The sequence below is a fragment of the Enterococcus sp. 5B3_DIV0040 genome, assembly GCF_002140755.1.
Classification (GTDB): Bacteria; Bacillota; Bacilli; order Lactobacillales; family Enterococcaceae; genus Enterococcus_D; species Enterococcus_D casseliflavus.
Genome location: NZ_NGLC01000002.1, coordinates 265,560 through 286,596 on the forward strand (window position 1 = coordinate 265,560; position 21,037 = coordinate 286,596).

Consider the following 21,037-nt stretch of genomic DNA (forward strand, 5'->3'; position numbering starts at 1 on the left):
ACTAAATGATGGCAACTAACAATAAGGGTTGCGCTCGTTGCGGGACTTAACCCAACATCTCACGACACGAGCTGACGACAACCATGCACCACCTGTCACTTTGCCCCCGAAGGGGAAGCTCTATCTCTAGAGTGGTCAAAGGATGTCAAGACCTGGTAAGGTTCTTCGCGTTGCTTCGAATTAAACCACATGCTCCACCGCTTGTGCGGGCCCCCGTCAATTCCTTTGAGTTTCAACCTTGCGGTCGTACTCCCCAGGCGGAGTGCTTAATGCGTTTGCTGCAGCACTGAAGGGCGGAAACCCTCCAACACTTAGCACTCATCGTTTACGGCGTGGACTACCAGGGTATCTAATCCTGTTCGCTCCCCACGCTTTCGAGCCTCAGCGTCAGTTACAGACCAGAGAGCCGCCTTCGCCACTGGTGTTCCTCCATATATCTACGCATTTCACCGCTACACATGGAATTCCACTCTCCTCTTCTGCACTCAAGTCTCCCAGTTTCCAATGACCCTCCCCGGTTGAGCCGGGGGCTTTCACATCAGACTTAAGAAACCGCCTGCGCTCGCTTTACGCCCAATAAATCCGGACAACGCTTGCCACCTACGTATTACCGCGGCTGCTGGCACGTAGTTAGCCGTGGCTTTCTGGTTAGATACCGTCAAGGGATGAACATTTTACTCTCATCCTTGTTCTTCTCTAACAACAGAGTTTTACGATCCGAAAACCTTCTTCACTCACGCGGCGTTGCTCGGTCAGACTTTCGTCCATTGCCGAAGATTCCCTACTGCTGCCTCCCGTAGGAGTCTGGGCCGTGTCTCAGTCCCAGTGTGGCCGATCACCCTCTCAGGTCGGCTATGCATCGTTGCCTTGGTGAGCCGTTACCTCACCAACTAGCTAATGCACCGCGGGTCCATCCATCAGTGACGCAAAAGCGCCTTTCAACTTTCTTCCATGCGGAAGATAGTGTTATACGGTATTAGCACCTGTTTCCAAGTGTTATCCCCTTCTGATGGGCAGGTTACCCACGTGTTACTCACCCGTTCGCCACTCTTTTTCTTTCGGTGGAGCAAGCTCCGGTGAAAGAAAAAGCGTTCGACTTGCATGTATTAGGCACGCCGCCAGCGTTCGTCCTGAGCCAGGATCAAACTCTCATAATGATTTGTTTGAATGACCATACGGTCATTAAGCTCATAAAAATTAACTTTGCTAGCTATTGCTTGCATGTATTTGTTTCAATAAATTGAAACGTCCTACACATTGGTTCGTTTGCTTGCTTTGTTCAGTTTTCAAAGGTCTACCGTGCTGTGTTAGCAACTTTTATATCATATCAGAGCGACATTTGATTGTCAACTCTTTTTTAAAAGTTTTTTTCGCTCGTTGTTTTTCAACTTCGTAGCGGCTGCCTCAGCGACTTAATTAGAATAACAAATGATTTGTTATTTGTCAACAACTTTTTTCAATTAATTTTGTTGATGTATCAACATCAATTAACTGTTTTAAAATTGCGACTTCGTTATAATATCATCTGTCGAGCTGTGCGTCAACTACTTTTTTCAATTCTTTTTAGGAATTCATTTAGTCATTTGGCACATGTAATAATATACCAAGACTTGTGCTATTCGTCAACCATAAAATGATTGATAGACCAACGTTTCTAGTTACTCCGTTTCCAAAGATGATTCGTGATTTTTAGTCCGTGATTTCCGCCTTTTTTAAGGACTTTTTCCGTTATTATTAGCCTATCGTTCGTCTTTTTCCTTTTTGTGTTTTCTTAATTCCTATCATTCTTATAAATTTAAGTATGATTTTATCTATTTTGTGGAATATTTGCTAAAATGGAGAAAAGAATATTGTTCCTAGGAGGACCCAGTATGAAAATACTTGTAGCAGATGATGACAAAGAGATCGTAGAACTATTAAGCATTTACTTACACAATGAAGGCTATGAATCGGTCAAAGCATACGATGGAAAAGAAGCACTGACCAAGATTCGCACCACTTCTGATATCGAGCTATTGATCTTAGATATCATGATGCCTGAAATGGACGGCATGCAAGTCGTCAAAGAATTGAGAAAAGAATCCCAAATCCCCATTATTATGTTGACCGCTAAAACAACCGATATGGATAAGATTCGTGGATTGGTCGCCGGTGCTGATGATTATGTCACTAAACCTTTCAATCCATTAGAAGTCATGGCACGGGTAAAATCGTTATTGAGAAGAACCAAGATGCAGGCTGCTTCAAATCAACCAGAGATTCTGGAAGTAAGCTCCCTTATCATCAACCGCGATTCCCATGAAGTAAAAACGGTGGATGGCAATGAGATCCAATTGACCGCATTAGAATTTGGCATCCTCTACTTACTAGCATCGCATCCGAACCGTGTCTTTAGCGCCGATGAGATTTTTGAACGAGTTTGGAAACAAGAAAGTGTCGTTTCTGCCAAAACAGTGATGGTCCATGTCAGTCACTTGCGAGATAAGATCGAAGAAGCCACGGATGGTGAAAAAGTCATCCAAACAGTATGGGGGGTCGGCTACAAAATAGATGCGAAGTAAACCAACTGAAAAAAAGCGCAACACACCAATCGAAAAAAAGAAACGGATCACGTTGACCTCAAAGGAAATCAGTGAGTTATTTGCGGAAGGAATTGTAACGATTGTTCTTTTACTTCTATTAAATGTCGCTATTTTGGTCATCTTGACCTCAATACGAGAAAACTCACCGGTTTTAGTCGAAGCGATCTATGAATCGAAGAATGCGTTCACGGCTGCCTTCAACACAGATATCTTCCGCAGTGGTCGCAACTTCATTCTACCGATGTTCTTCCTATTAGATGTGATCGTCTTATATTGGCGTTTGATTCGTCGTTACCATCAAATGCAGCTACGTCACATTATCAGCGAGCTGCACTTTATCGCAGAAGGCAACTACGATCATCGCATCCCCTTCGAGTTACGGGGCGATTTAAGTCGGATCGTTTCTAATATTAATGGCTTAGTCGACAGTACGGTGGCGGCGATCGAAGATGAACGGCGGATCGAGCAATCCAAAGATGAGCTGATCACCAATGTCAGTCATGACATTCGGACACCATTGACTTCGATCATCGGCTACTTAGGTCTAATCGAAGATCGACAATACCATTCGGAAGAAGAATTGCTGAAATATACTCATACGGCGTATGTCAAAGCCAAACAAATGAAATCCCTCGTCGATGATTTGTTTGAATACACGAAAGTGCGTCAGCCTAGCGTGCCCATTAATGTGATGGAATTTGATATGGCTCAGCTAGTGGAACAATTGGCGGCAGACTTTGAATTAGAAGCTAGTCGAAAAGGCATCAAGATCGAAACCTACACCCGTCCAGAGCATATCGAAATGGATGGCGATACCGAAAAACTGGTGCGAGTTTTCAACAACCTGCTGTCAAATGCCTTGAAATACGGCAAAGGCGCCGATAAGATCCGCATGGAGGTCGAGAAAGTCGGGACCGAAGCGATCTTAACCGTCAAAAACAATGGACAAATGATTCCTAAGCAAGCCCTTGATTCTCTATTCGACCGTTTCTACCGAGTGGAAGAATCCCGCTCTCAAGAAACAGGAGGAACTGGCTTAGGTCTAGCGATCGCTCAAAGCATCGTCGCCTTACATGGCGGCTATATCTATGCCAAATCAACGCCAGAATGGACGTCCTTTATTATTCATCTCCCGTTGAAGCGCAACAATTTGTCCAACACACAAACCTATGGTTGACGCCCCAACATTTTTTGGGTATGCTAAAGAAAATAATCAAGGCACAGAACCTAGTATATTTTTTTCATCTAGTAAAGAGAGCTGATGGTTGGTGAAAATCAGTGTTGGAAAAAATAGAATCCAGTTCTTTAACGTGTATTTTTCGAAAGAAAAATCGTTGGCTCACGATACGAGCAGCAAGGGCAGCGCAAGCTGAACTTGGGTGGCACCGCGAATGGTCATTTCGTCCCAAGCAACACGGGATCGGAATGGCCTTTTTTCTATGGAAAAATCAAAGGAGGATGTATCACTATGTTAGATGTAAAAATGATTCGCCAAAATTTTGCTGAAGTACAAAGCAAACTCGCAACACGAGGCGTGCAAAAAGAAGTATTGGACCGCTTTTTAACGCTTGACGAACGTCGCAGAGAACTCTTAGTCCAAACGGAAGAACGCAAGAAATTGCGCAACGATGTTTCTGGTGAGATCGCTGCCTTGAAACGTGCGAAAGAAGACGCGGCTGATAAAATTGCCCAAATGAAAGAAGTCGGCAGCCAAATCAAGCAATTGGATGAAGAGATCGCTCAAATTGATGAAGACATCAAAGAGATCGCCACAACATTGCCGAATTTGCCAAACGATTCTGTTCCAGTGGGCAAGGATGAAGACGACAATGTAGAAATCCGCCGCTGGGCAGAACCAAAAGCCTTTGCCTTTGAACCAAAATCGCATTGGGAGATCGCTGAAGAGTTGGGGATCCTCGACTTTGAGCGTGGCGCCAAAGTTTCTGGCAGCCGCTTTGTTTACTACAAAGGTTTAGGTGCTCGTTTGGAACGTGCCTTATACAACTTCATGCTGGATCAGCATGTTTATGAGCATGGCTATACCGAGATGATCACCCCTTATATCGTCAATAGCCAAGCAATGTTTGGCACTGGGCAATTTCCAAAGTTCAAAGAAGATGTTTTCCAATTGGCAGACACGGATTTGACTTTGATTCCAACTGCTGAAGTACCTTTGACCAATTACTATCAAGGGGAGATCTTAGAACAAGAACAGCTCCCTGCCTACTTCACTGCCTTGAGCCCATCATTTCGTTCAGAAGCTGGCAGCGCTGGTCGTGATACCCGCGGCTTGATTCGCCTGCACCAGTTCAATAAAGTCGAAATGGTGAAATTCAGTGATGCTGAACATTCTTATGAAGAATTAGAAAAGATGACGGCTAATGCCGAAGATATTTTGCAAAAACTCAACTTACCTTACCGAGTGCTTAGCTTGTGTACAGGAGATATGGGCTTTTCTGCGGCGAAGACCTATGATTTAGAGGTATGGATCCCTGCTCAGGAAATGTACCGTGAGATCAGCTCTTGCTCAAACTGTGAAGATTTCCAAGCACGCCGTGCCATGATCCGTTACCGCGATCAAGAGGGCAAGATTCACTACATGCATACACTAAATGGTTCTGGTCTGGCTGTCGGTCGGACGGTAGCCGCAGTGCTTGAAAATTATCAAAACGAAGACGGCAGTGTAACGGTACCAGAAGTTCTGGTTCCTTACATGGGCGGACTGACAAAAATCGAAAAAGCCTAAGCCTTAGCACCCTTAATTGCACCCCCTTCGTAACAGTCACTCCACGTGATCTGTTACGAAGGGGGTTTCTAGTTCACCTAATAGATAGTGGTTAAAAAAGCTCCCCTAACGCCCTTGATCGTTTCTTGCAAGAGAAACAACGCAACAAGGCTGTAATTTTTAAATTAATAATTAGAAAAATCCCTTCATCTTTTTAAGTCTCTATCAGAAACCGGGCATGATCGTTGAAAGTACCTGTGACTTATGGTAACGTGGGCATAATTTAGGATGGAATGAAGGGAGCTTCACCAATGCCCGAACGAAAGACCTATGCCCGTCGGAGTGACTTGCACAAGAAACCAAACAATAATCAAAAACGAACAGCGTCAGCTGAAGAAAGACCGAAAGGACCACCCTCGAGAAAGAAGCCGTATCGAAAAGCAATTTTTTCCTTATTCGCCTTATTATTGATCGTTTTGATCGCGACGGCTGGCTCAGTCCTTTACACGTTACACCAGCAAGAAGTCGCAGCCCAAGAAAAATATGAGGCGGCTGCGGAGAAATTACTGGCATCAATCCAAGCAGAACAAAGTCAAAATGGGTTAAAAACAACGCCTGAAGTGCTCTCCAAAGGCGCAACCAAAGAATTGATCTACCGCCCGCAAGACCTTGATACGTTTCCCATCAAAGATATCAAAGAACGGTTGACACAAGCCGCTGATCACTTGCGTAAAAAACAAACGAAAAAAGAAGTCGTCACCGTTGCCCGCATCCAAGCACAAGCAGCGGCTTCAAAGGTGTCTACTTATTCATTGAAAGCCGACAGTTATGTGTGGAATCGAGAAACCGGACGTTTTGAAGATGCGGACAGCCTAACGGATGCACCGATCTTCGTATCAGAGAAGACGCAAACCGAATTGTCTTTGAAAGAACTGGTTCCTGATGAAGGCAGCTTATTAGGTATTCAACAAGTCATTCAGCAGAAACTGCTGGATCAAGCCAAAGAACCCGCCAAAATCATCGACGCCGTCTTGGCCATGGAGCGGATCACCTTCGATTCGAAATTTACTTACGATCCAGAGAAGCTGACCATCGAATTGCCAAAAAATCAGACGGGAGCGACGGAAATCACCCTGTCTTACAGCGAGATCGCCCCATTCATTGATCCTGATCTCGTGGCTGCTGACCAACTCAACAATGCCTTGCCAAGTTTAGACCCCAATAAAAAATACGTGGCATTGACCTTTGATGATGGACCTAACAGTACCTCCACCATGGATCTGTTGAACATCTTACAAGAAAATGACGTTAAAGCGACCTTCTTTATGCTGGGACAAATGGTAGAGCAATATCCGCAAGCTGCTAAAAAAGTCCAAGAAGCTGGACACGAGATCGCCAGTCATTCTTACTCTCATCCGCAGCTGAATACTCTTTCAGCGGAAGATTTGCAGGCAGAAGTCACAAAAACCAACAAAGCCATTTATAATGCGACGGGTTTACTACCTAGAAATTTACGGCCCCCTTATGGCGCTATCGACAAACAAAGCGCACAAACCATTGGCATGCCGATCATTCAATGGGACATCGATTCTCAAGACTGGAAATTGAAGGATCCGAAGAAGATCAATGCCTTGGTGCAACAAAATGTCTTTAATGGTGCCATGATCTTGATCCATGACATTCACCCGAAATCTGTGAAAGCCGTACCGGGAGTCATTAAAATGCTCAAAAACGAAGGCTACGAATTCGTGACTGTCGATCAATTATTAGAAGCACGGCAAAAACCATTGCATCAATACTTTGGGATGAACGACGAGCGCCTCGTTGACTAAATAAAAAAAGGAACGCAGCAAATTGTCTCTTGCTGCGTTCCTTTTTGGTTATTGGATCGTTCCCTCTTTTTTTAGCTCTTCTTATCCTCATATACATTAGTCACAAAAATTTGGATCAACAGTTCAGCGACAGCTTTTGGCGACATCGTTGAGAAATCTTTGAGCCAGCGTTCGATCAACCCGATAGACCCGCAGACAAAAAAGCTAAGACACAGTTCCAATTCTTCCTCGGAAGCATCTTGAAAGTATTGGGCAAACCGTTTCAAGGTCTCCGGTTTGATCTCTGACAACAAAAGATTCAGCAAATGGCTGTTGTTTAACAAAATCAAATGGGTCGTACTAGGATTCTCATACAAAATCGTCAACAGCTTTTCCAACCAAAGATCCAATGACAAATTTTCCTGCTGCAAGTTCGATGCGATCTGCTCAACAAGCTCCCCTTCGATCTCCTCCAACAACGCGGCCGTATCCTTATAATATTTATAAAATGTTCCTCGGTTGATATCGGCTCGTTCCGCAATCTCTTTGATCGTGATTTTGCGGTACTCTTTTTCCAACAATAACTCCTGAAAGGCGCGTCGGATCACTTTTTTCGAGTAGATCGTTCGACGATTCCCCACAGTCCCCACCATATCGTTTCCCCTTTTCTCTGTACATTTGATCAATATTTGTCTATTTAATGACAAATACGTAAGCATTGAGGATTGCTCTTACTTTTCTTTCTTAGTATACTAACACCATGTGATTAAATCAACACATGTTTAAAAAATGGAGGCTTTATTAATGAGTTATGTTGAAGTAAAGAATGAATATAAACGCTATCAGATGGGCGAAACCACCATCACTGCCAACAACGATCTTTCCTTTGCCATTGAAGAAGGCGAATTAGTGGTGATCCTTGGCCCCAGTGGTGCAGGAAAATCGACCGTTTTGAATATTTTAGGCGGGATGGATTCGCCAGATGAAGGACAAATCATTATCGACAATGTCGATATCGCGAAGTTTAACGACAAACAGCTGACGGAATACCGCCGCAAAGACGTCGGGTTCGTCTTCCAGTTTTATAATTTGGTGCCGAACCTGACAGCGAAAGAAAACATTGAATTGGCAACAGAAGTCTCACCGAATGCACTCGATCCTGATGAAGTCTTAGCACAAGTCGGGTTAGAAAACCGTAAAAACAACTTTCCTTCGCAGCTCTCTGGTGGGGAACAGCAGCGGGTATCGATCGCTCGGGCGTTAGCCAAAAACCCGAAATTGCTATTATGCGATGAACCAACCGGTGCGCTGGATTTTGAAACAGGCAAACAAGTGTTGAAGCTTTTGCAAAACGCCAGTCGGAAAAACGGCAATACGGTGTTGATCATTACCCATAACAGCGCCATTGCCCCGATCGCCGATCGGGTGATCCATATCAACGATGCCACTGTCCGTTCCATTGAAGAGAATCCTCATCCAATCTCGATCGATGAAATCGTTTGGTAGGAGGATCTGATGAAAAATAAAACCTATCTTAAAGCAAGTTTGCGGGAGATTCGCCAATCAAAAGGCCGCTTTATCGCAATCACCTTGATCATTTTTTTAGGAACGTTTCTCTTTGTCGGTGTCAAAGCGACGGGACCGATCCTGAACCATTCCGCGAGTGAATATGTCAACGGTCAGCATTTAGCAGATCTGCAAGTCACTTCCACGCTGGGATTGACGGAGGACGACATTGATGCGGCGGAAAAAAGCGGTGCGCACACAGAAGCCGCCTATCAATTTTATTACGCTGCCAATTCAGATGAAGTCGTGCAAGTGACCTCCTATGATCCCTCACAGAAACTCAACCAGTTACTGGTGAAGGACGGCCGACTGCCAGAAAAAACCGATGAAATCGTGCTGGACACCGAAGCAAAAAATTATGGCTGGCAAATAGGGGATACTTTTACGATCGATGATGCCGATAATCTGTCGGACAAAGACTATACGATCGTTGGGTTCGCCACCTCTCCCATTTATATCAGTGCTGCCGAACGTGGCTATGCGAATGTCGGCAGCGGTGTCGTGACGTATTTTGCTTATGTACCGGAAGAACAGTTCAAGATGGAGGTCAAATCGATCCTTTATCTCGCCTTTGATGATGTCGCAGGCCTTGAAACATACTCCGATGCGTATACCGACAAGATGGCAGCCCTTCAAGAAACGATTGAGGAACTGTTTGCGGATCGCCCTAAAGAACGCTTATCAGAAATTCAGCAAGATGCTTTTGATGAATTAGCGCCTGCAGAAAAAGAAGTCCGCGATGGACAAAAACAGTTAGCTGATGGACAAGCCCAACTGGATCAGGCCAAAGCGGAACTAGAACAACAGCAAGCCGCCCTGGCACAGCTGCCGCCCGTACAACAAGCAGCCCTCGAAGGCCAATTGACCGCTGGGGAAGAAGAATTGGCTCAGCAGCAAACCCAATTAGATGAACAGCAACAAGAACTAACCGATGCCCAACAAACACTGGCAGAAAAACGTACAGAGATCGAAGACTTGGCAGAACCTACGTATCTTTACAACCAACGCAAAGACAACCCCGGTTTCCAAGAATATGGTGGGCTGTCTGATCGTATCGCAGCGATCGCCAATGTGTTTCCTGTCTTCTTCTTCTTTATCGCTGCGTTGATCACCTTTACGACACTGACGCGGATGGTAGAAGAAAACCGCAAAGAGATCGGGACCTTAAAAGCGATGGGCTATGGCAAAGTCGAGATCTCCCTTAAATATTTGATTTATGCCCTCCTGTCTTCGGCCATTGGCATTATCAGTGGTGCCGTATTAGGGACGGAACTGTTGCCGCGTTTGATTTATTTTCTATCCAGCGAACGGTATCTTTTAGACGGGATTCGCGTCTATTATGTCTGGTCGCCAATTATTTTGGCCGCGATCGCCTTTTTACTGGCGACGCTCGGTGCTTGCCTCTTTGTTTTGATCAAAGAATTGCGGGAAAAACCTGCCCAGCTACTGCAAGTTCGGGCGCCAAAACCTGGGAAACGGATTTTATTAGAGGCCATTACGCCCTTATGGTCACGTTTAAGCTTCAATCAAAAAGTCAGCTTCCGTAACATCTTCCGCTACAAATCGCGAATGATCATGGCAATCATTGGCATCGCAGGCTGTACGGGACTGATGGTGGCAGGCGTTGGGTTGAAAGATTCCTTAAGTGCTGTGACTGCGAAACAATTTGGGCCCATTACGGATTATCAAGCCGTCGTGACCTTAAATGATGCGAAGGAAGAAACCGTTGCTGCCGCTGAAACGGTTTTAACAGACGATCCTCTTGTGACCCATTCGATGCTAGTCTACAATGAAACGATCGAGATTCGACCAGCTAACCAAGGAAAACAAAGTTTGACCTTGATGGTTCCGGCAGATCAAGAAGCTTTTACCGACTATGTCCATTTGAAAACGACGGAAGGGCAGAAGCTGCCATTAACAGAAGGCGCCGTACTGACTATGAAATACGCAGAATTGTATGATCTGCAGGTTGGGGATACATTGACCTTCTATACTAGCGATCAAGAAGCTTTTGAAGTACCTATCAGCGGCATCGCAGAAAACTATTTAGGCAATTCTCTATATCTGTCACCGACTCTTTACGAAGAAATCACCGACAGTGCCTTCGAACCGAATGCGTTCTTAGTCAAAAGCAAGACGATGACGAAAAAACAAGAGGAAGCTTTATCAACAGCCTTGTTAGATACCGACAAAGTCAAAAACACGACGTTCCTTTCCACTCAGATCAAAATGCAGGATGATTCGATGGGCAACTTGAACTCCATTGTCTTGATCTTAGTTGTACTATCAGGGGCATTAGCCTTTGTCGTCTTGTATAACTTGACCAACATCAATGTTTCCGAGCGGATTCGCGAGCTTTCTACTATTAAAGTATTAGGGTTTTACAATAAAGAAGTCACCATGTACATCGTACGGGAAAATATCGTCTTTACGTTATTTGGGATTCTCGCAGGCTACGTAGTAGGTTACTTCTTGACTAACTTTATTTTGATCCAAGCTTCGATGGAAAACATGGTCTTTCCATTAGTGATCAATTGGCCGGCCTATGCTTTAGCCGGCGGCATGACGATTCTCTTTACGATCATCGTGATGTACGTCACCCATGTGAAACTGACTCATGTCAACATGATCGATGCGTTGAAATCAAACGAATAAGCTGCTGCTAAAGCGATTTGCTGATCATCCAGCAGCGATTTTAAAGAAAAGGACGCCACTCTTGCCTAGATTGTAGTGACCCCAAAAAGTTAGACTTTTATGGAGTGGAGAAATCCACTCCTTTTTTGTACGATAAAATTAACTGTTAAACAGCTGTTTTTACAGCTTCTCGAAACTGAACTGGACTTCGCCAATTTAATTTCTTTTTGATGCGTTTATGGTTGTAATAATAGATATATTGGTCAATTTTTGTTTTCAATTCATCTAAACTCCGATAGACTTCTCCATGAAAAATCTCTTGCTTTAATAAACCAAAGAAGTTTTCCATAGGTGAGTTATCTAAACAATTCCCTTTACGAGACATACTCTGGAAGATTTTATGCTGCTTCAATTTATTCTTATAAGCATTCATTTGATAGGCCCATCCTTGATCTGAATGGAAGGTTCTACGAAATGGACAATCATTTGTCATCTGGATTGCTTCTTCTAATCCTTCCATTATGGCTAGTGCGTTTGGTTTTTCAGAAATCCGATAAGATAGAATTTCACTATTGTAGAAATCCATGAAAGGATCTAAATACAGCTTTTTCTGACGAACGACACCTGTGGTGTCTACTTCATAATACTTAAACTCTGTGGTATCAGTTGTAATTTTTTGGTGACAGATATTTGTATAAAACCGACGATGAATACGATTTTTGGCGACAGTGCCAACCTTCCCACGATAAGAATTGTACCGTCGAGATTTTCGAGTGTAAGACTTTACTTCGATACCTAGTTTTTTTATCAGACGTTGAATCTTCTTTTTATTGACATGAATCCCTTGATTCTCTAATTCTTTTTTTAGTCGCAGACAGCCATAGTCTTTATGCTCCTTGCGAATTTCAATCATTTTTTCTTCAATTTCTTGGTCTGGGTTTGGTCTGTCAAACCGTTTCTGCCAATACATATAGGTTGCTTTAGGAAATTTCAATGTTTCAAGAAGCTCAACTAGTTTGAATGATCCTCGGAGGCTGGCGATGATTCGTGCGATTGATTCTTGCGTCTTTGCTGGGCTTCCTGTTTTCGCAGCTTCCTCAACTCTTTTAAAAAGGCATTCTCAATTTGAAGGGATCGGACTTGCTTTTCTAATGCCTTGATACGATCGCGTTCTTCAGTTGTTGTATTTTCTTTTTTGTTCTCTTTTTTTCTAGCCAAAGTAAGTGGTCGTCCTTTCTCTTTTGAGATCCCCTCAATACCTGCTTCTCTGAAATTACGCATCCAATTGGCAATAAGCGCAGGGTTGTTCATTTCTAAAGTGCTGGCAACTTCTCGATAGGACATCTCACTTGTTTGATATAACTCTATTGCATTTAACTTAAATTGAACAGAATATTTCTGATTTTGATGCTTTCTCAATAGACCTTCCTCTCCGTATTCACGATAGGCATTCACCCAATCACTTACTTGAGACTTGCTTGAAATACCGTATTTATTGGCAAGATGCCGATATCCACCCACACCACTAAGATATTCTTTAACGATTTTTAGTTTTAATTCAAAAGGATATTTTGCCATACAAATAGCGACCCCCAAAAGTTAGATTTTTGGTCTAACTTTTGGGGGTCGCTTCAGATAGCTGAGAGTGACGGCCTTTTTTGAACAAATAATCCCCTCTGTCCACTTTTGAACAGAGGGGGTGTTGGTTTTCACGTGAAACATTTTATGATTTTACAGAGTAGTTTGGTGCTTCTTTCGTGATTTGAACATCGTGGGGATGTGATTCTTTTAGTCCGTTGCCGCTCATTTGGATGAATTGTGCTTCATCACGTAATTGCTGTAGATTGCCAGCACCGACATAACCCATCCCTGATTTCAAGCCGCCGATCATTTGGAAGATGATATCAGAAACGCTGCCTTTATAAGCGACACGCCCTTCAATGCCTTCTGGAACCAATTTGTTGGCTTCGTTTACGCCACCTTGGAAGTAACGGTCGCTGGAGCCTTTTTCCATTGCCCCCAATGAACCCATTCCGCGGTACGTTTTGAAGCGACGGCCTTGGTAGATTTCAAATTCACCTGGTGATTCATCGGTTCCTGCCAACATGCTACCTAGCATTACGGCATGTCCGCCAGCTGCTAAAGCTTTGACGATATCCCCAGAGTATTTGATCCCACCATCGGCAATGATTGCTTTGCCGTATTGACGTGCCACAGAGGCTGCATCATAGATCGCGGTCAATTGAGGAACTCCGACACCGGCTACCACCCGAGTGGTACAGATCGAGCCTGGACCGATCCCGACTTTTACGACATCTACACCAGCATCATACAATGCTTTCGTGCCTTCTGCAGTGGCCACATTTCCAGCAATCAATGTCGCTTCTGGGAAATGCGCACGAATTTCAGAGATTTTGCGTAAAACACCCGCACTGTGTCCGTGGGCAGTATCAATAACGATCGCGTCCACGCCTGCATCCAATAAAGCTTGTGCTCGCTCAAAGGTATCGCTGGTAACACCGACTGCTGCTGCCACTAATAGGCGTCCATGCGTGTCTTTGGCTGCATTCGGGAATTCGATCACTTTTTCAATATCTTTGATAGTGATCAAACCGCTTAAGATCCCTGCTTCATCAACGATCGGTAATTTTTCGATCTTGTGTTGTTGTAAGATTTTTTCAGCGTCTTTCAACGACGTACCGACAGGTGCTGTGATCAATTGGTCTTTGGTCATCACATCATTGATCGGCATCGTATAATCCGTGACAAAACGCATGTCGCGGTTCGTGATGATACCGACTAATTTGCGGTTTTCCATCGTTTCTACGATCGGTACCCCGCTGATGCGGTACTTGCTCATCAAATGTTCTGCATCAGCAACTAAGTGGCTTGGTGTTAAGAAAAACGGATCGATGATCACGCCGCTTTCAGAACGTTTTACTTTGCGCACTTCATCTGCTTGCGCTGCGATACTCATGTTTTTGTGAATTACGCCAAGTCCGCCTTGACGCGCCATTGAGATCGCCATTTTACTATCAGTTACGGTATCCATACTGGCACTTATGATTGGAATATTTAGTGTAATATTCGGGGCAAGCTGCACTTTCATATCCACGTCATTTGGCAAGACGTGACTTTCTGCCGGAATCAATAAGACATCATCAAACGTTAACCCTTTTTTTACAAATTTGGTTTCCCAGTTGGACATTTTTGTAACCACTCCTTAAAGTTTTTAGGTATTTTAAAAAAAATAGCAAAGATTTTTTCATAAGTCAACCATTCGGAAAGCTTTCTTAATAATCCTCTTCAAACCTTTGGTTAAATCTCATAATTCGCCATTTTTTCTAAAAAAACACGCTGATCGTGCGGTCTTTTTTAACAAAAGAAGGCGCACGATCAACGTGTAGTCATCAGCCTCTAGGAACAGACAGACTGCTGATGATATTGTATTTGCGTTTCAAGTAGTACTTCGCTGCTAATGCCACTGCCCCGATCAAGGCTTCGATCACAGGGTCCACTTGTGGATTCAATGGTGGTTGGATCATCGCAGAAAGCGAGATCACAACGATCCATAGCATGAAGGCTGCGACTAAAATCAAAATGATCTTCCACATCTTCGGCCGTTTGCTCTTATCGGCACCTGGGCGTTCATATTGATACATGTATTTGTACATCAAGTAGAAGACCCAACCAGCAAGCATCGCCATCAAGAAGAGGGTCAATAAGCCATAAGGTTGTGCTTGACCTCTAGTAAAGATTCCCATAACCCCTAACATCAAGCCAAAGATCCCTAAAATCAGCAAGGTGTTATCCAACCACATCAAGAAGGGGCCGGATTCTTTTTGCTCAACGGGTTTGTTGATGATGGCTTCGGTGCGTTCAGACACTGTACCAAATAATTGGCGGGCTGTTTTGCCGCCTTTTTGTTCTTTGACTAAGACCGGCAGCATCTCATGCAAGGCAATCGTTTTTTCTTCTTCAGAAAGGTTGGCTGCCTCTAGCGATTTTTTTAAATCAAATATATATTGTTGGTTTCGTTTTGTTAATTGTTGTTCTAATTCACGATTTTCGGAAACATAATTTCGCAGAGTTTCTGGTTCCATGAATTGATTCTCCCTTCTGCGTTTTCTTCACAATGGACATTTTACCACAAATTCACTGGGAAGAAAGCCCTTTATACGTTAAAACGGAACAACATCACGTCGCCATCTTGCACGACATAATCTTTTCCTTCCAAACGTACCCGACCGGCTTCTTTGGCCGCTTGCATCGTGCCGTATTGGTTCAGATCTTCAAAGGAAACAGTTTCCGCACGAATAAAGCCGCGCTCAAAGTCCGTATGGATGATCCCCGCTGCTTGCGGTGCTTTGATGCCTTTACGGAACGTCCACGCACGCACTTCTTGTTCACCAGCGGTAAAGTACGTTGCTAGACCCAGTAAATCATAGGCAGCACGAATCAATTGATCCAACCCTGATTCTTCAATTCCTAATGCTTCTAAAAACTCTGCTTTGTCTTCTTCTTCCAGCTCAGCGATCTCTTCTTCGGCACGAGCACTGATGACGATCACTTCCGCATTTTCGCTCGCTGCAAATTCCTTCACTTTGTTGACATAGTCATTGGTTTCATAGTCTGCCACGTCTTCTTCTGCTACGTTGGCAACGTATAAGACTGGTTTGGTCGTTAGTAAAAACAAACTTTTGACGATGCGCTGTTCTTCATCTGTAAATTCGATCGAACGAGCAGAGATCCCTTCTTCTAGGACCGGTTTGATTTTATCAAGAACGGCCAATTCCGCAACCGCATCTTTGTCTTTGGTTTTGGCAATTTTTGCGACCCGAGTATAGCGCTTGTTGACGGATTCTAAATCTGCTAAAACCAACTCCAAGTTGATGGTGTCGATATCAGCTAATGGGTCCACGCGGCCTTCCACGTGGGTGATGTTGTCGTCGTCGAAACAACGAACGACATGACAGATCGCATCCACTTGGCGGATATGGCTCAAAAATTGGTTACCTAATCCTTCCCCTTTGCTGGCACCGCGGACGATTCCGGCAATATCCGTAAATTCAAAGGTGGTTGGGACTGTCTTTTTCGGACGGACTAATTCTGTTAAACGCTGTAAGCGCCAATCTGGCACTTCCACCATTCCTACATTCGGATCGATCGTCGCAAACGGATAGTTTGCGGCTTCTGCTCCTGCTTTGGTTATTGCATTAAATAAAGTAGATTTGCCCACATTTGGCAATCCAACGATTCCGGCAGTTAACGCCATGCTTCACTTCACTCTTTCTCTTTTTTTTCTAGGATTTTCTTCATCTTTTTATCAAATTCTCGGCGCGTCATCATGACGATGTGGCCGCAATTCGTACACTTTATTTTGATGTCTGCCCCCATGCGGATGATTTCCCAACGATTGGCTTTGCAGGCATGCGGTTTTTTCATTTCGACAATATCCCCAAGATCATACATCTTTATCACCTCAAGCTTCATCAAATTGAATGTTCAATAAATCTAAAATACGGGTTAAATCTTTTTGTGACAGGTATTCGATCTCGATTTTGCCTTTGCCTTCTTTTTCGCGGATCTCGACATTCGTGCCGAATTTATCCATCAACCGTTCTTCGCTTTCTCGTAAATAGTACGGTTTTTCCCGAATCAGACGCGGAACTTTTTTCTTTTCGTTTTTCGTGTCGTTCATCTCAGCGACCATTTGTTCTAATTGGCGGACTGTCAGATTTTCTTTGACACAACGATTGGCTAATTTTAAGATCTGTTCTTTATTTTTCAAGCCTAATAATGTCCGGGCTTGCCCCATAGACAAACGGTCATCTTGAACCATTTCTTTGACGAGTTTCGGCAAGGACAGTAACCGCAAATAATTGGCGATATACGGGCGGCTCTTCCCTAAGCGTTCAGCGACTTGTGCTTGGGTCAATTTCAAGTTCTTCATCAGCATGTCATAGGCTTCTGCTTCTTCTAAAGGATTCAAATCTTCCCGCTGCAAGTTTTCTAAAACGGCGACTTGCATCATCGCTTCTTCATCAAAATTGCGGATGATGGCTGGGATCGTTTCCTTGCCAGCTAGTTTGGATGCTCGAAACCGGCGTTCACCAGCAATGATCTCATAGCCTTTGACGGATGATTGCCGCACGATGATCGGTTGAAAGACCCCCGAATGCTGGATCGAATTGGCTAGTTCTTGTAATGAAAGCTCATCAAAGGTTTTTCGCGGTTGATAAGGGTTGGGTCTTAATTCGTTTAAAGGCAGTTCAACGACTTTTTCTGTCTTGATATCGACTTCTTCTAACCCTTGCAGGTCTTGAAACAACGCATCGATCCCACGCCCTAATCCTTTCCCTTTATTCTTCACGGGCTAACACTTCCTTTGCTAACGTCTGATAGACTTCGGCTCCTTTTGAGCGTGGATCATAATCAATGATCGACAATCCATGACTAGGTGCTTCAGACAACCGGATATTCCGCGGAATAATGGTTTCATATACTTTTTCTTGGAAATAGCGGCGGACTTCTTCCACGACTTCCGCGCCTAAGTTCGTGCGGGCATCATACATCGTCAGTAAGACCCCTTCGATCTCTAACTCAGGGTTAAAATGTTTTTGCACTAAACGCACGGTATTCAATAGTTGGCTCAGCCCTTCTAATGCATAGTACTCACATTGGACTGGGATCAAAATCGAATCACTGGCGGTAAAGGCATTGATCGTCAAATGACCTAAAGATGGCGGACAATCGATAAAGATATAATCATATTGTTCTTTGATTTCATTCAAAGCCGATTTCAATCGAGATTCCCGTGCCATCATGGAGGTCAATTCAATTTCCGCACCAGCTAATTGGATCGTCGCTGGAACGATATCCAAGTTTTCTCGGCTGCTAGGTAAAATCGCTTCAACGATCGGTGTTTCATTGACTAATACATCATAGATGTCTTGTTCCACATCTGGTTTGCGAATGCCGACACCGCTTGTGGCGTTGCCTTGGGCATCAATATCTACGAGTAACACTTTTTTGCCGACAAATGCTAAGGACGCACCTAGGTTCACCGTTGTGGTGGTTTTGCCTACGCCGCCTTTTTGGTTTGCAACAGAAATAATACGGGCCATTGATTTTCCTCCTATTTAATTGGTTGTTTCGCTGGCATTCCCGGGTTGCGGGGGTATTTCTTTGGCGTTTCTTTTTTCTTTTGAATGATCAAAAGATGGCGTTCATCGCCGCTGACCGGTAAGGTAAAGCTTTTTTCTTCAATAAATTTGCCGCCTAAGAGTGAGATGGCTGGTTTGGCTTCAACCAGTTCTTCCTCGCTTTTGGCAGCTTTGAGCGCATAAAAATAGCCTGCTTTTTTCACCAATGGCACACAGAGTTCCGTTAACACATTCAAACGGGCAACCGCACGAGCAGTCACATAATCGAATTGCCCACGAAATTGCGGGTTTTGACCAAATGTTTCTGCACGGTCATGGTACAAGTGGACATTTTCCAATTGTAGATCCGTCACAAGGGTTTGTAAAAAGGTGATGCGCTTATTTAAAGAGTCGACGATCGTCACTTCTAATTCAGGAAACACGATTTTTAGTGGAATACTTGGAAAGCCAGCACCTGAACCGACATCACACAAATGACTTTGCGGGTCAAAGGCGGTTTCAAAAGCTAAGGAAACAGAATCGTAGAAATGCTTCAAATACACTTCTGATTTTTCCGTGATTGCGGTTAGATTCATCTTCTGATTCCATTCGACTAAACGCTCGAAATAGACAGCGAATTTTTCCATTTGTTCTTCGGTTAAAACGATCCCGTTTTTGCGTAATTCTTCATGAAATTCTTCAGGTAGCATAACGAATCCTTTCTATTTTGTGAAACAGAAAAATGTTTCACAGACTAGTTCCTACTTTAACGCAAAAAGCAATGTGATGCAATAGCCAGACATTGCTTTCTAGGAGAATTTACCATTTTTTAACTGGGGCTTTAAGGTTGGTTTAAGGCAGAGGAATTATACTCATTTCAATCCAAAAAACTTTTTTCATTTTTCCTTGACCAGCGAGGCTGCCAACCCTCCTGGTAAGCTTTTTTCTCAAAGAAACAAGCATTGATCCTGTGATCAATGCTTGTTTTTGTTTCATATGAAACTTTTTATTTCACCCGGGGCTCGTTGTATTCTTCGATACGATCAGACGCGCGGGAAGCCGCATGTTTGGCTTTGTTGGTTTGACGTGAAGCAAAGTCGCCGGTTTTAGATGCAGCTGACGATACTTTGTCTTGAACCGTTTCTTGTTCCTCTTCGTATTCAGCGATCGTTTTTACATCTACAACATTGATGTTGACTTCGATAACTTCTAATTGGGTCATTGTCGTTACTTCTTTTTGGATGACTTCTTTGACTTGGTCAGCGATTTCTGGGATGTTGCGGTCGTATTCAACCACGATATCTAAATCAACGGCTACTTGTTTTTTCCCTACTTCGGTATTGATACCCGCAGTCACATTGTCTGTATTGACTAATTTTTCCGCAATGTTAGAGAAGAAACCACCATCGACCGTCAACAGACCATCCACGTGTTCTAATGCGATCCCGATGATTTTTTGGATCACTTTGTCATCATAGGTCAATGAACCATGAACAGGTGCGTCGCCAGTTGGTCCTTCAAAATCGTTGTGACCAGGTTTTGGCGGTGCTGGATGATGTCCTGCTGGATTTGGATTTCCTGGTGCTGGATGATCCCCTGGTTTTGGTCCGTTTTGTTGTCCTGCTACTGCTTTTTCAGCATTTGGTACCACTGGATCTGGTGCTTCAGTCATCGGAATCGCATTTTCATTTGCTTGATGATTGGTGTTAGGAACCACTGGATCTGGATGTGCGCTGACTTTTTTATCATTGTTTAATTCGTTTTTATCGTTATTCATTAAAAATTCCTCCTATTAAAATGCGTTATTGTTGGTTAAAAAATTCGTCGATGATACCGGTACGTTGGAGATACAATCCTAACGCAAAACCCAAACCTGTTAGGAGTAGAATCAGCAATGTTTTGAAAAAACCGATCGTTACAAACAACACAGCCAGAACAAGGCCGATTGCTCCAAAAATCAATGGGATTTTGTATTGTTGTAGTTCGTTCATCATAGCCCTCCTATTCTACTCGCGGGTTTTCCGGAGTCTCATTTTGTTCAAAATTCGCGTAGTTGACTTCGACTTTGACTTTCTCACTTGAACCAAGCACTCGTTGGACATCTTGTTGGATTTCCGCCATTAAGTTTTCGGTTTTGCCGACTAAGGCAGACGTCCGTTTCAAGCGTCCTTTGATTTTAATCAAAATTCGATTTTTGGTCGCCTTGACATGAACTTTTGGTCCTTCAACAAATTCTTTTTCATTTACTTTCGTACGTACAAGTCCTTCGATTGCTTTCTTATCGATCGTCAATGCGCCCTTATCCTCTTTCAAAACAAAGGTCGTTTTGGTTTTTGGATAAAAAAGCACGACTAAGATCACGATCAAGAATAAGGCGATCAAGACAACAGCTACCCAAAACATATATTGACGCATAAACAAGTTGTCAAAGAAATACGTGACGACATTGCCTCTGCTGTCCAAACCAAATGGCAGCTGCATATAAGGATTACTCATTAATACGATTGGTAATAAGACAGTGATAAAGATCAACGAAACGATGATTGATACGATTTTCCACCCTTTACTCATAGG

Annotated in this window: 19 protein-coding genes and 2 other annotated features; of the genes, 6 read left to right on the plus strand and 13 right to left on the minus strand. The window is 43.6% G+C overall.

Annotated features, from left to right (window positions below):
- Positions 1-256: 256 nt before the first annotated feature.
- Positions 257-1,149 (minus strand) — a sequence feature (16S ribosomal RNA rRNA prediction is too short).
- A gap of 722 nt (positions 1,150-1,871) precedes the next feature.
- The 4 genes from A5883_RS13555 (at position 1,872) to A5883_RS13570 (ending at position 7,139) form a co-directional block, all read left to right on the plus strand.
- Positions 1,872-2,561 carry a response regulator transcription factor gene (locus A5883_RS13555; protein WP_008376963.1) on the plus strand — a complete coding sequence of 230 codons (690 nt, stop codon included), beginning with the start codon at positions 1,872-1,874 and terminating at the stop codon, positions 2,559-2,561.
- Positions 2,551-3,759, plus strand: coding sequence for a sensor histidine kinase (locus tag A5883_RS13560; RefSeq protein ID WP_005226244.1), 1,209 nt, complete (start codon positions 2,551-2,553; stop codon positions 3,757-3,759). Before A5883_RS13555 ends, A5883_RS13560 begins: the two co-directional genes overlap by 11 nt.
- A 35-nt stretch (positions 3,760-3,794) precedes the next feature.
- Positions 3,795-3,993, plus strand: a binding site (T-box leader).
- Between the two features lie 57 nt (positions 3,994-4,050).
- The gene (serS, locus tag A5883_RS13565; protein WP_086338847.1) at positions 4,051-5,328 is read left to right on the plus strand and encodes a serine--tRNA ligase; all 1,278 of its coding nucleotides are present in this window, start codon (positions 4,051-4,053) and stop codon (positions 5,326-5,328) included.
- Between the two features lie 290 nt (positions 5,329-5,618).
- Positions 5,619-7,139: a polysaccharide deacetylase family protein gene (locus A5883_RS13570; RefSeq protein WP_086338848.1), complete on the plus strand. Its 1,521-nt coding sequence runs from the start codon at positions 5,619-5,621 to the stop codon at positions 7,137-7,139.
- 71 nt (positions 7,140-7,210) lie between these two features.
- Here A5883_RS13570 and A5883_RS13575 read toward each other — a convergent pair whose 3' ends face one another.
- Positions 7,211-7,837: a TetR/AcrR family transcriptional regulator gene (locus tag A5883_RS13575; protein WP_016608906.1), complete on the minus strand. Its 627-nt coding sequence runs from the start codon at positions 7,835-7,837 to the stop codon at positions 7,211-7,213.
- Positions 7,838-7,922: 85 nt separating this feature from the next.
- Between A5883_RS13575 and A5883_RS13580 the strand changes: the two genes are divergently transcribed.
- Both A5883_RS13580 and A5883_RS13585 read left to right on the plus strand, forming a co-directional pair.
- Positions 7,923-8,624, plus strand: coding sequence for an ABC transporter ATP-binding protein (locus A5883_RS13580; RefSeq protein ID WP_010748457.1), 702 nt, complete (start codon positions 7,923-7,925; stop codon positions 8,622-8,624).
- 9 nt (positions 8,625-8,633) lie between these two features.
- A complete protein-coding gene (locus A5883_RS13585) occupies positions 8,634-11,339 on the plus strand; it encodes an ABC transporter permease (RefSeq protein WP_086338849.1) in 2,706 nt (901 codons plus the stop codon).
- Between the two features lie 145 nt (positions 11,340-11,484).
- On the opposite strand, the gene A5883_RS19830 is transcribed toward A5883_RS13585, so the two are convergent.
- From A5883_RS19830 to amaP, 12 genes are all read right to left on the minus strand, one after another.
- Positions 11,485-12,372, minus strand: a complete 888-nt coding sequence (locus tag A5883_RS19830; protein ID WP_315850476.1) for an IS3 family transposase — start codon at positions 12,370-12,372, stop codon at positions 11,485-11,487.
- A complete protein-coding gene (locus A5883_RS19835; RefSeq protein WP_015509615.1) occupies positions 12,330-12,896 on the minus strand; it encodes a helix-turn-helix domain-containing protein in 567 nt (188 codons plus the stop codon). Before A5883_RS19835 ends, A5883_RS19830 begins: the two co-directional genes overlap by 43 nt.
- Positions 12,897-13,041: 145 nt before the next feature.
- On the minus strand, positions 13,042-14,526 hold the full coding sequence (guaB, locus tag A5883_RS13595) for an IMP dehydrogenase (RefSeq protein WP_005226250.1): 1,485 nt from the start codon (positions 14,524-14,526) through the stop codon (positions 13,042-13,044).
- A gap of 202 nt (positions 14,527-14,728) precedes the next feature.
- Complete coding sequence (locus tag A5883_RS13600; protein ID WP_005226251.1) at positions 14,729-15,421, minus strand: DUF1129 domain-containing protein; 693 nt, start codon at positions 15,419-15,421, stop codon at positions 14,729-14,731.
- A gap of 71 nt (positions 15,422-15,492) precedes the next feature.
- Positions 15,493-16,593: a redox-regulated ATPase YchF gene (gene ychF, locus A5883_RS13605; protein WP_005226252.1), complete on the minus strand. Its 1,101-nt coding sequence runs from the start codon at positions 16,591-16,593 to the stop codon at positions 15,493-15,495.
- Between the two features lie 8 nt (positions 16,594-16,601).
- Positions 16,602-16,790, minus strand: coding sequence for a DUF951 domain-containing protein (locus A5883_RS13610; protein ID WP_005226253.1), 189 nt, complete (start codon positions 16,788-16,790; stop codon positions 16,602-16,604).
- A 10-nt stretch (positions 16,791-16,800) separates the two neighbouring features.
- Complete coding sequence (locus tag A5883_RS13615; RefSeq protein WP_005226254.1) at positions 16,801-17,691, minus strand: ParB/RepB/Spo0J family partition protein; 891 nt, start codon at positions 17,689-17,691, stop codon at positions 16,801-16,803.
- Positions 17,681-18,445: a ParA family protein gene (locus A5883_RS13620; RefSeq protein ID WP_005226255.1), complete on the minus strand. Its 765-nt coding sequence runs from the start codon at positions 18,443-18,445 to the stop codon at positions 17,681-17,683. Before A5883_RS13620 ends, A5883_RS13615 begins: the two co-directional genes overlap by 11 nt.
- A gap of 11 nt (positions 18,446-18,456) precedes the next feature.
- Positions 18,457-19,173 (minus strand): 16S rRNA (guanine(527)-N(7))-methyltransferase RsmG, encoded by a 717-nt coding sequence (gene rsmG, locus A5883_RS13625; RefSeq protein ID WP_086338850.1) that lies wholly within the window; start codon positions 19,171-19,173, stop codon positions 18,457-18,459.
- 296 nt (positions 19,174-19,469) lie between these two features.
- On the minus strand, positions 19,470-20,240 hold the full coding sequence (locus A5883_RS13630; RefSeq protein WP_010748461.1) for an Asp23/Gls24 family envelope stress response protein: 771 nt from the start codon (positions 20,238-20,240) through the stop codon (positions 19,470-19,472).
- A gap of 25 nt (positions 20,241-20,265) precedes the next feature.
- The gene (locus A5883_RS13635; protein ID WP_005226258.1) at positions 20,266-20,457 is read right to left on the minus strand and encodes a DUF2273 domain-containing protein; all 192 of its coding nucleotides are present in this window, start codon (positions 20,455-20,457) and stop codon (positions 20,266-20,268) included.
- 7 nt (positions 20,458-20,464) lie between these two features.
- Positions 20,465-21,034: an alkaline shock response membrane anchor protein AmaP gene (amaP, locus tag A5883_RS13640; protein WP_005226259.1), complete on the minus strand. Its 570-nt coding sequence runs from the start codon at positions 21,032-21,034 to the stop codon at positions 20,465-20,467.
- Between the last annotated feature and the right edge of the window lie 3 nt (positions 21,035-21,037).

Bases quoted from the DNA above. Each gene is read 5' to 3' on its own strand.
- ychF (WP_005226252.1), bottom strand. From the start codon at position 16,593: ATGGCGTTAACTGCCGGAATCGTTGGATTGCCAAATGTGGGCAAATCT.
- guaB (WP_005226250.1), bottom strand. From the start codon at position 14,526: ATGTCCAACTGGGAAACCAAATTTGTAAAAAAAGGGTTAACGTTTGAT.
- A5883_RS13620 (WP_005226255.1), bottom strand. From the start codon at position 18,445: ATGGCCCGTATTATTTCTGTTGCAAACCAAAAAGGCGGCGTAGGCAAA.
- rsmG (WP_086338850.1), bottom strand. From the start codon at position 19,173: ATGCTACCTGAAGAATTTCATGAAGAATTACGCAAAAACGGGATCGTT.
- A5883_RS13555 (WP_008376963.1), top strand. From the start codon at position 1,872: ATGAAAATACTTGTAGCAGATGATGACAAAGAGATCGTAGAACTATTA.
- A5883_RS19835 (WP_015509615.1), bottom strand. From the start codon at position 12,896: ATGGCAAAATATCCTTTTGAATTAAAACTAAAAATCGTTAAAGAATAT.
- A5883_RS13560 (WP_005226244.1), top strand. From the start codon at position 2,551: ATGCGAAGTAAACCAACTGAAAAAAAGCGCAACACACCAATCGAAAAA.
- amaP (WP_005226259.1), bottom strand. From the start codon at position 21,034: ATGAGTAAAGGGTGGAAAATCGTATCAATCATCGTTTCGTTGATCTTT.
- A5883_RS13630 (WP_010748461.1), bottom strand. From the start codon at position 20,240: ATGAATAACGATAAAAACGAATTAAACAATGATAAAAAAGTCAGCGCA.
- A5883_RS13580 (WP_010748457.1), top strand. From the start codon at position 7,923: ATGAGTTATGTTGAAGTAAAGAATGAATATAAACGCTATCAGATGGGC.
- serS (WP_086338847.1), top strand. From the start codon at position 4,051: ATGTTAGATGTAAAAATGATTCGCCAAAATTTTGCTGAAGTACAAAGC.
- A5883_RS13570 (WP_086338848.1), top strand. From the start codon at position 5,619: ATGCCCGAACGAAAGACCTATGCCCGTCGGAGTGACTTGCACAAGAAA.
- A5883_RS13585 (WP_086338849.1), top strand. From the start codon at position 8,634: ATGAAAAATAAAACCTATCTTAAAGCAAGTTTGCGGGAGATTCGCCAA.
- A5883_RS13575 (WP_016608906.1), bottom strand. From the start codon at position 7,837: ATGCTTACGTATTTGTCATTAAATAGACAAATATTGATCAAATGTACA.
- A5883_RS13610 (WP_005226253.1), bottom strand. From the start codon at position 16,790: ATGTATGATCTTGGGGATATTGTCGAAATGAAAAAACCGCATGCCTGC.
- A5883_RS13635 (WP_005226258.1), bottom strand. From the start codon at position 20,457: ATGATGAACGAACTACAACAATACAAAATCCCATTGATTTTTGGAGCA.
- A5883_RS13600 (WP_005226251.1), bottom strand. From the start codon at position 15,421: ATGGAACCAGAAACTCTGCGAAATTATGTTTCCGAAAATCGTGAATTA.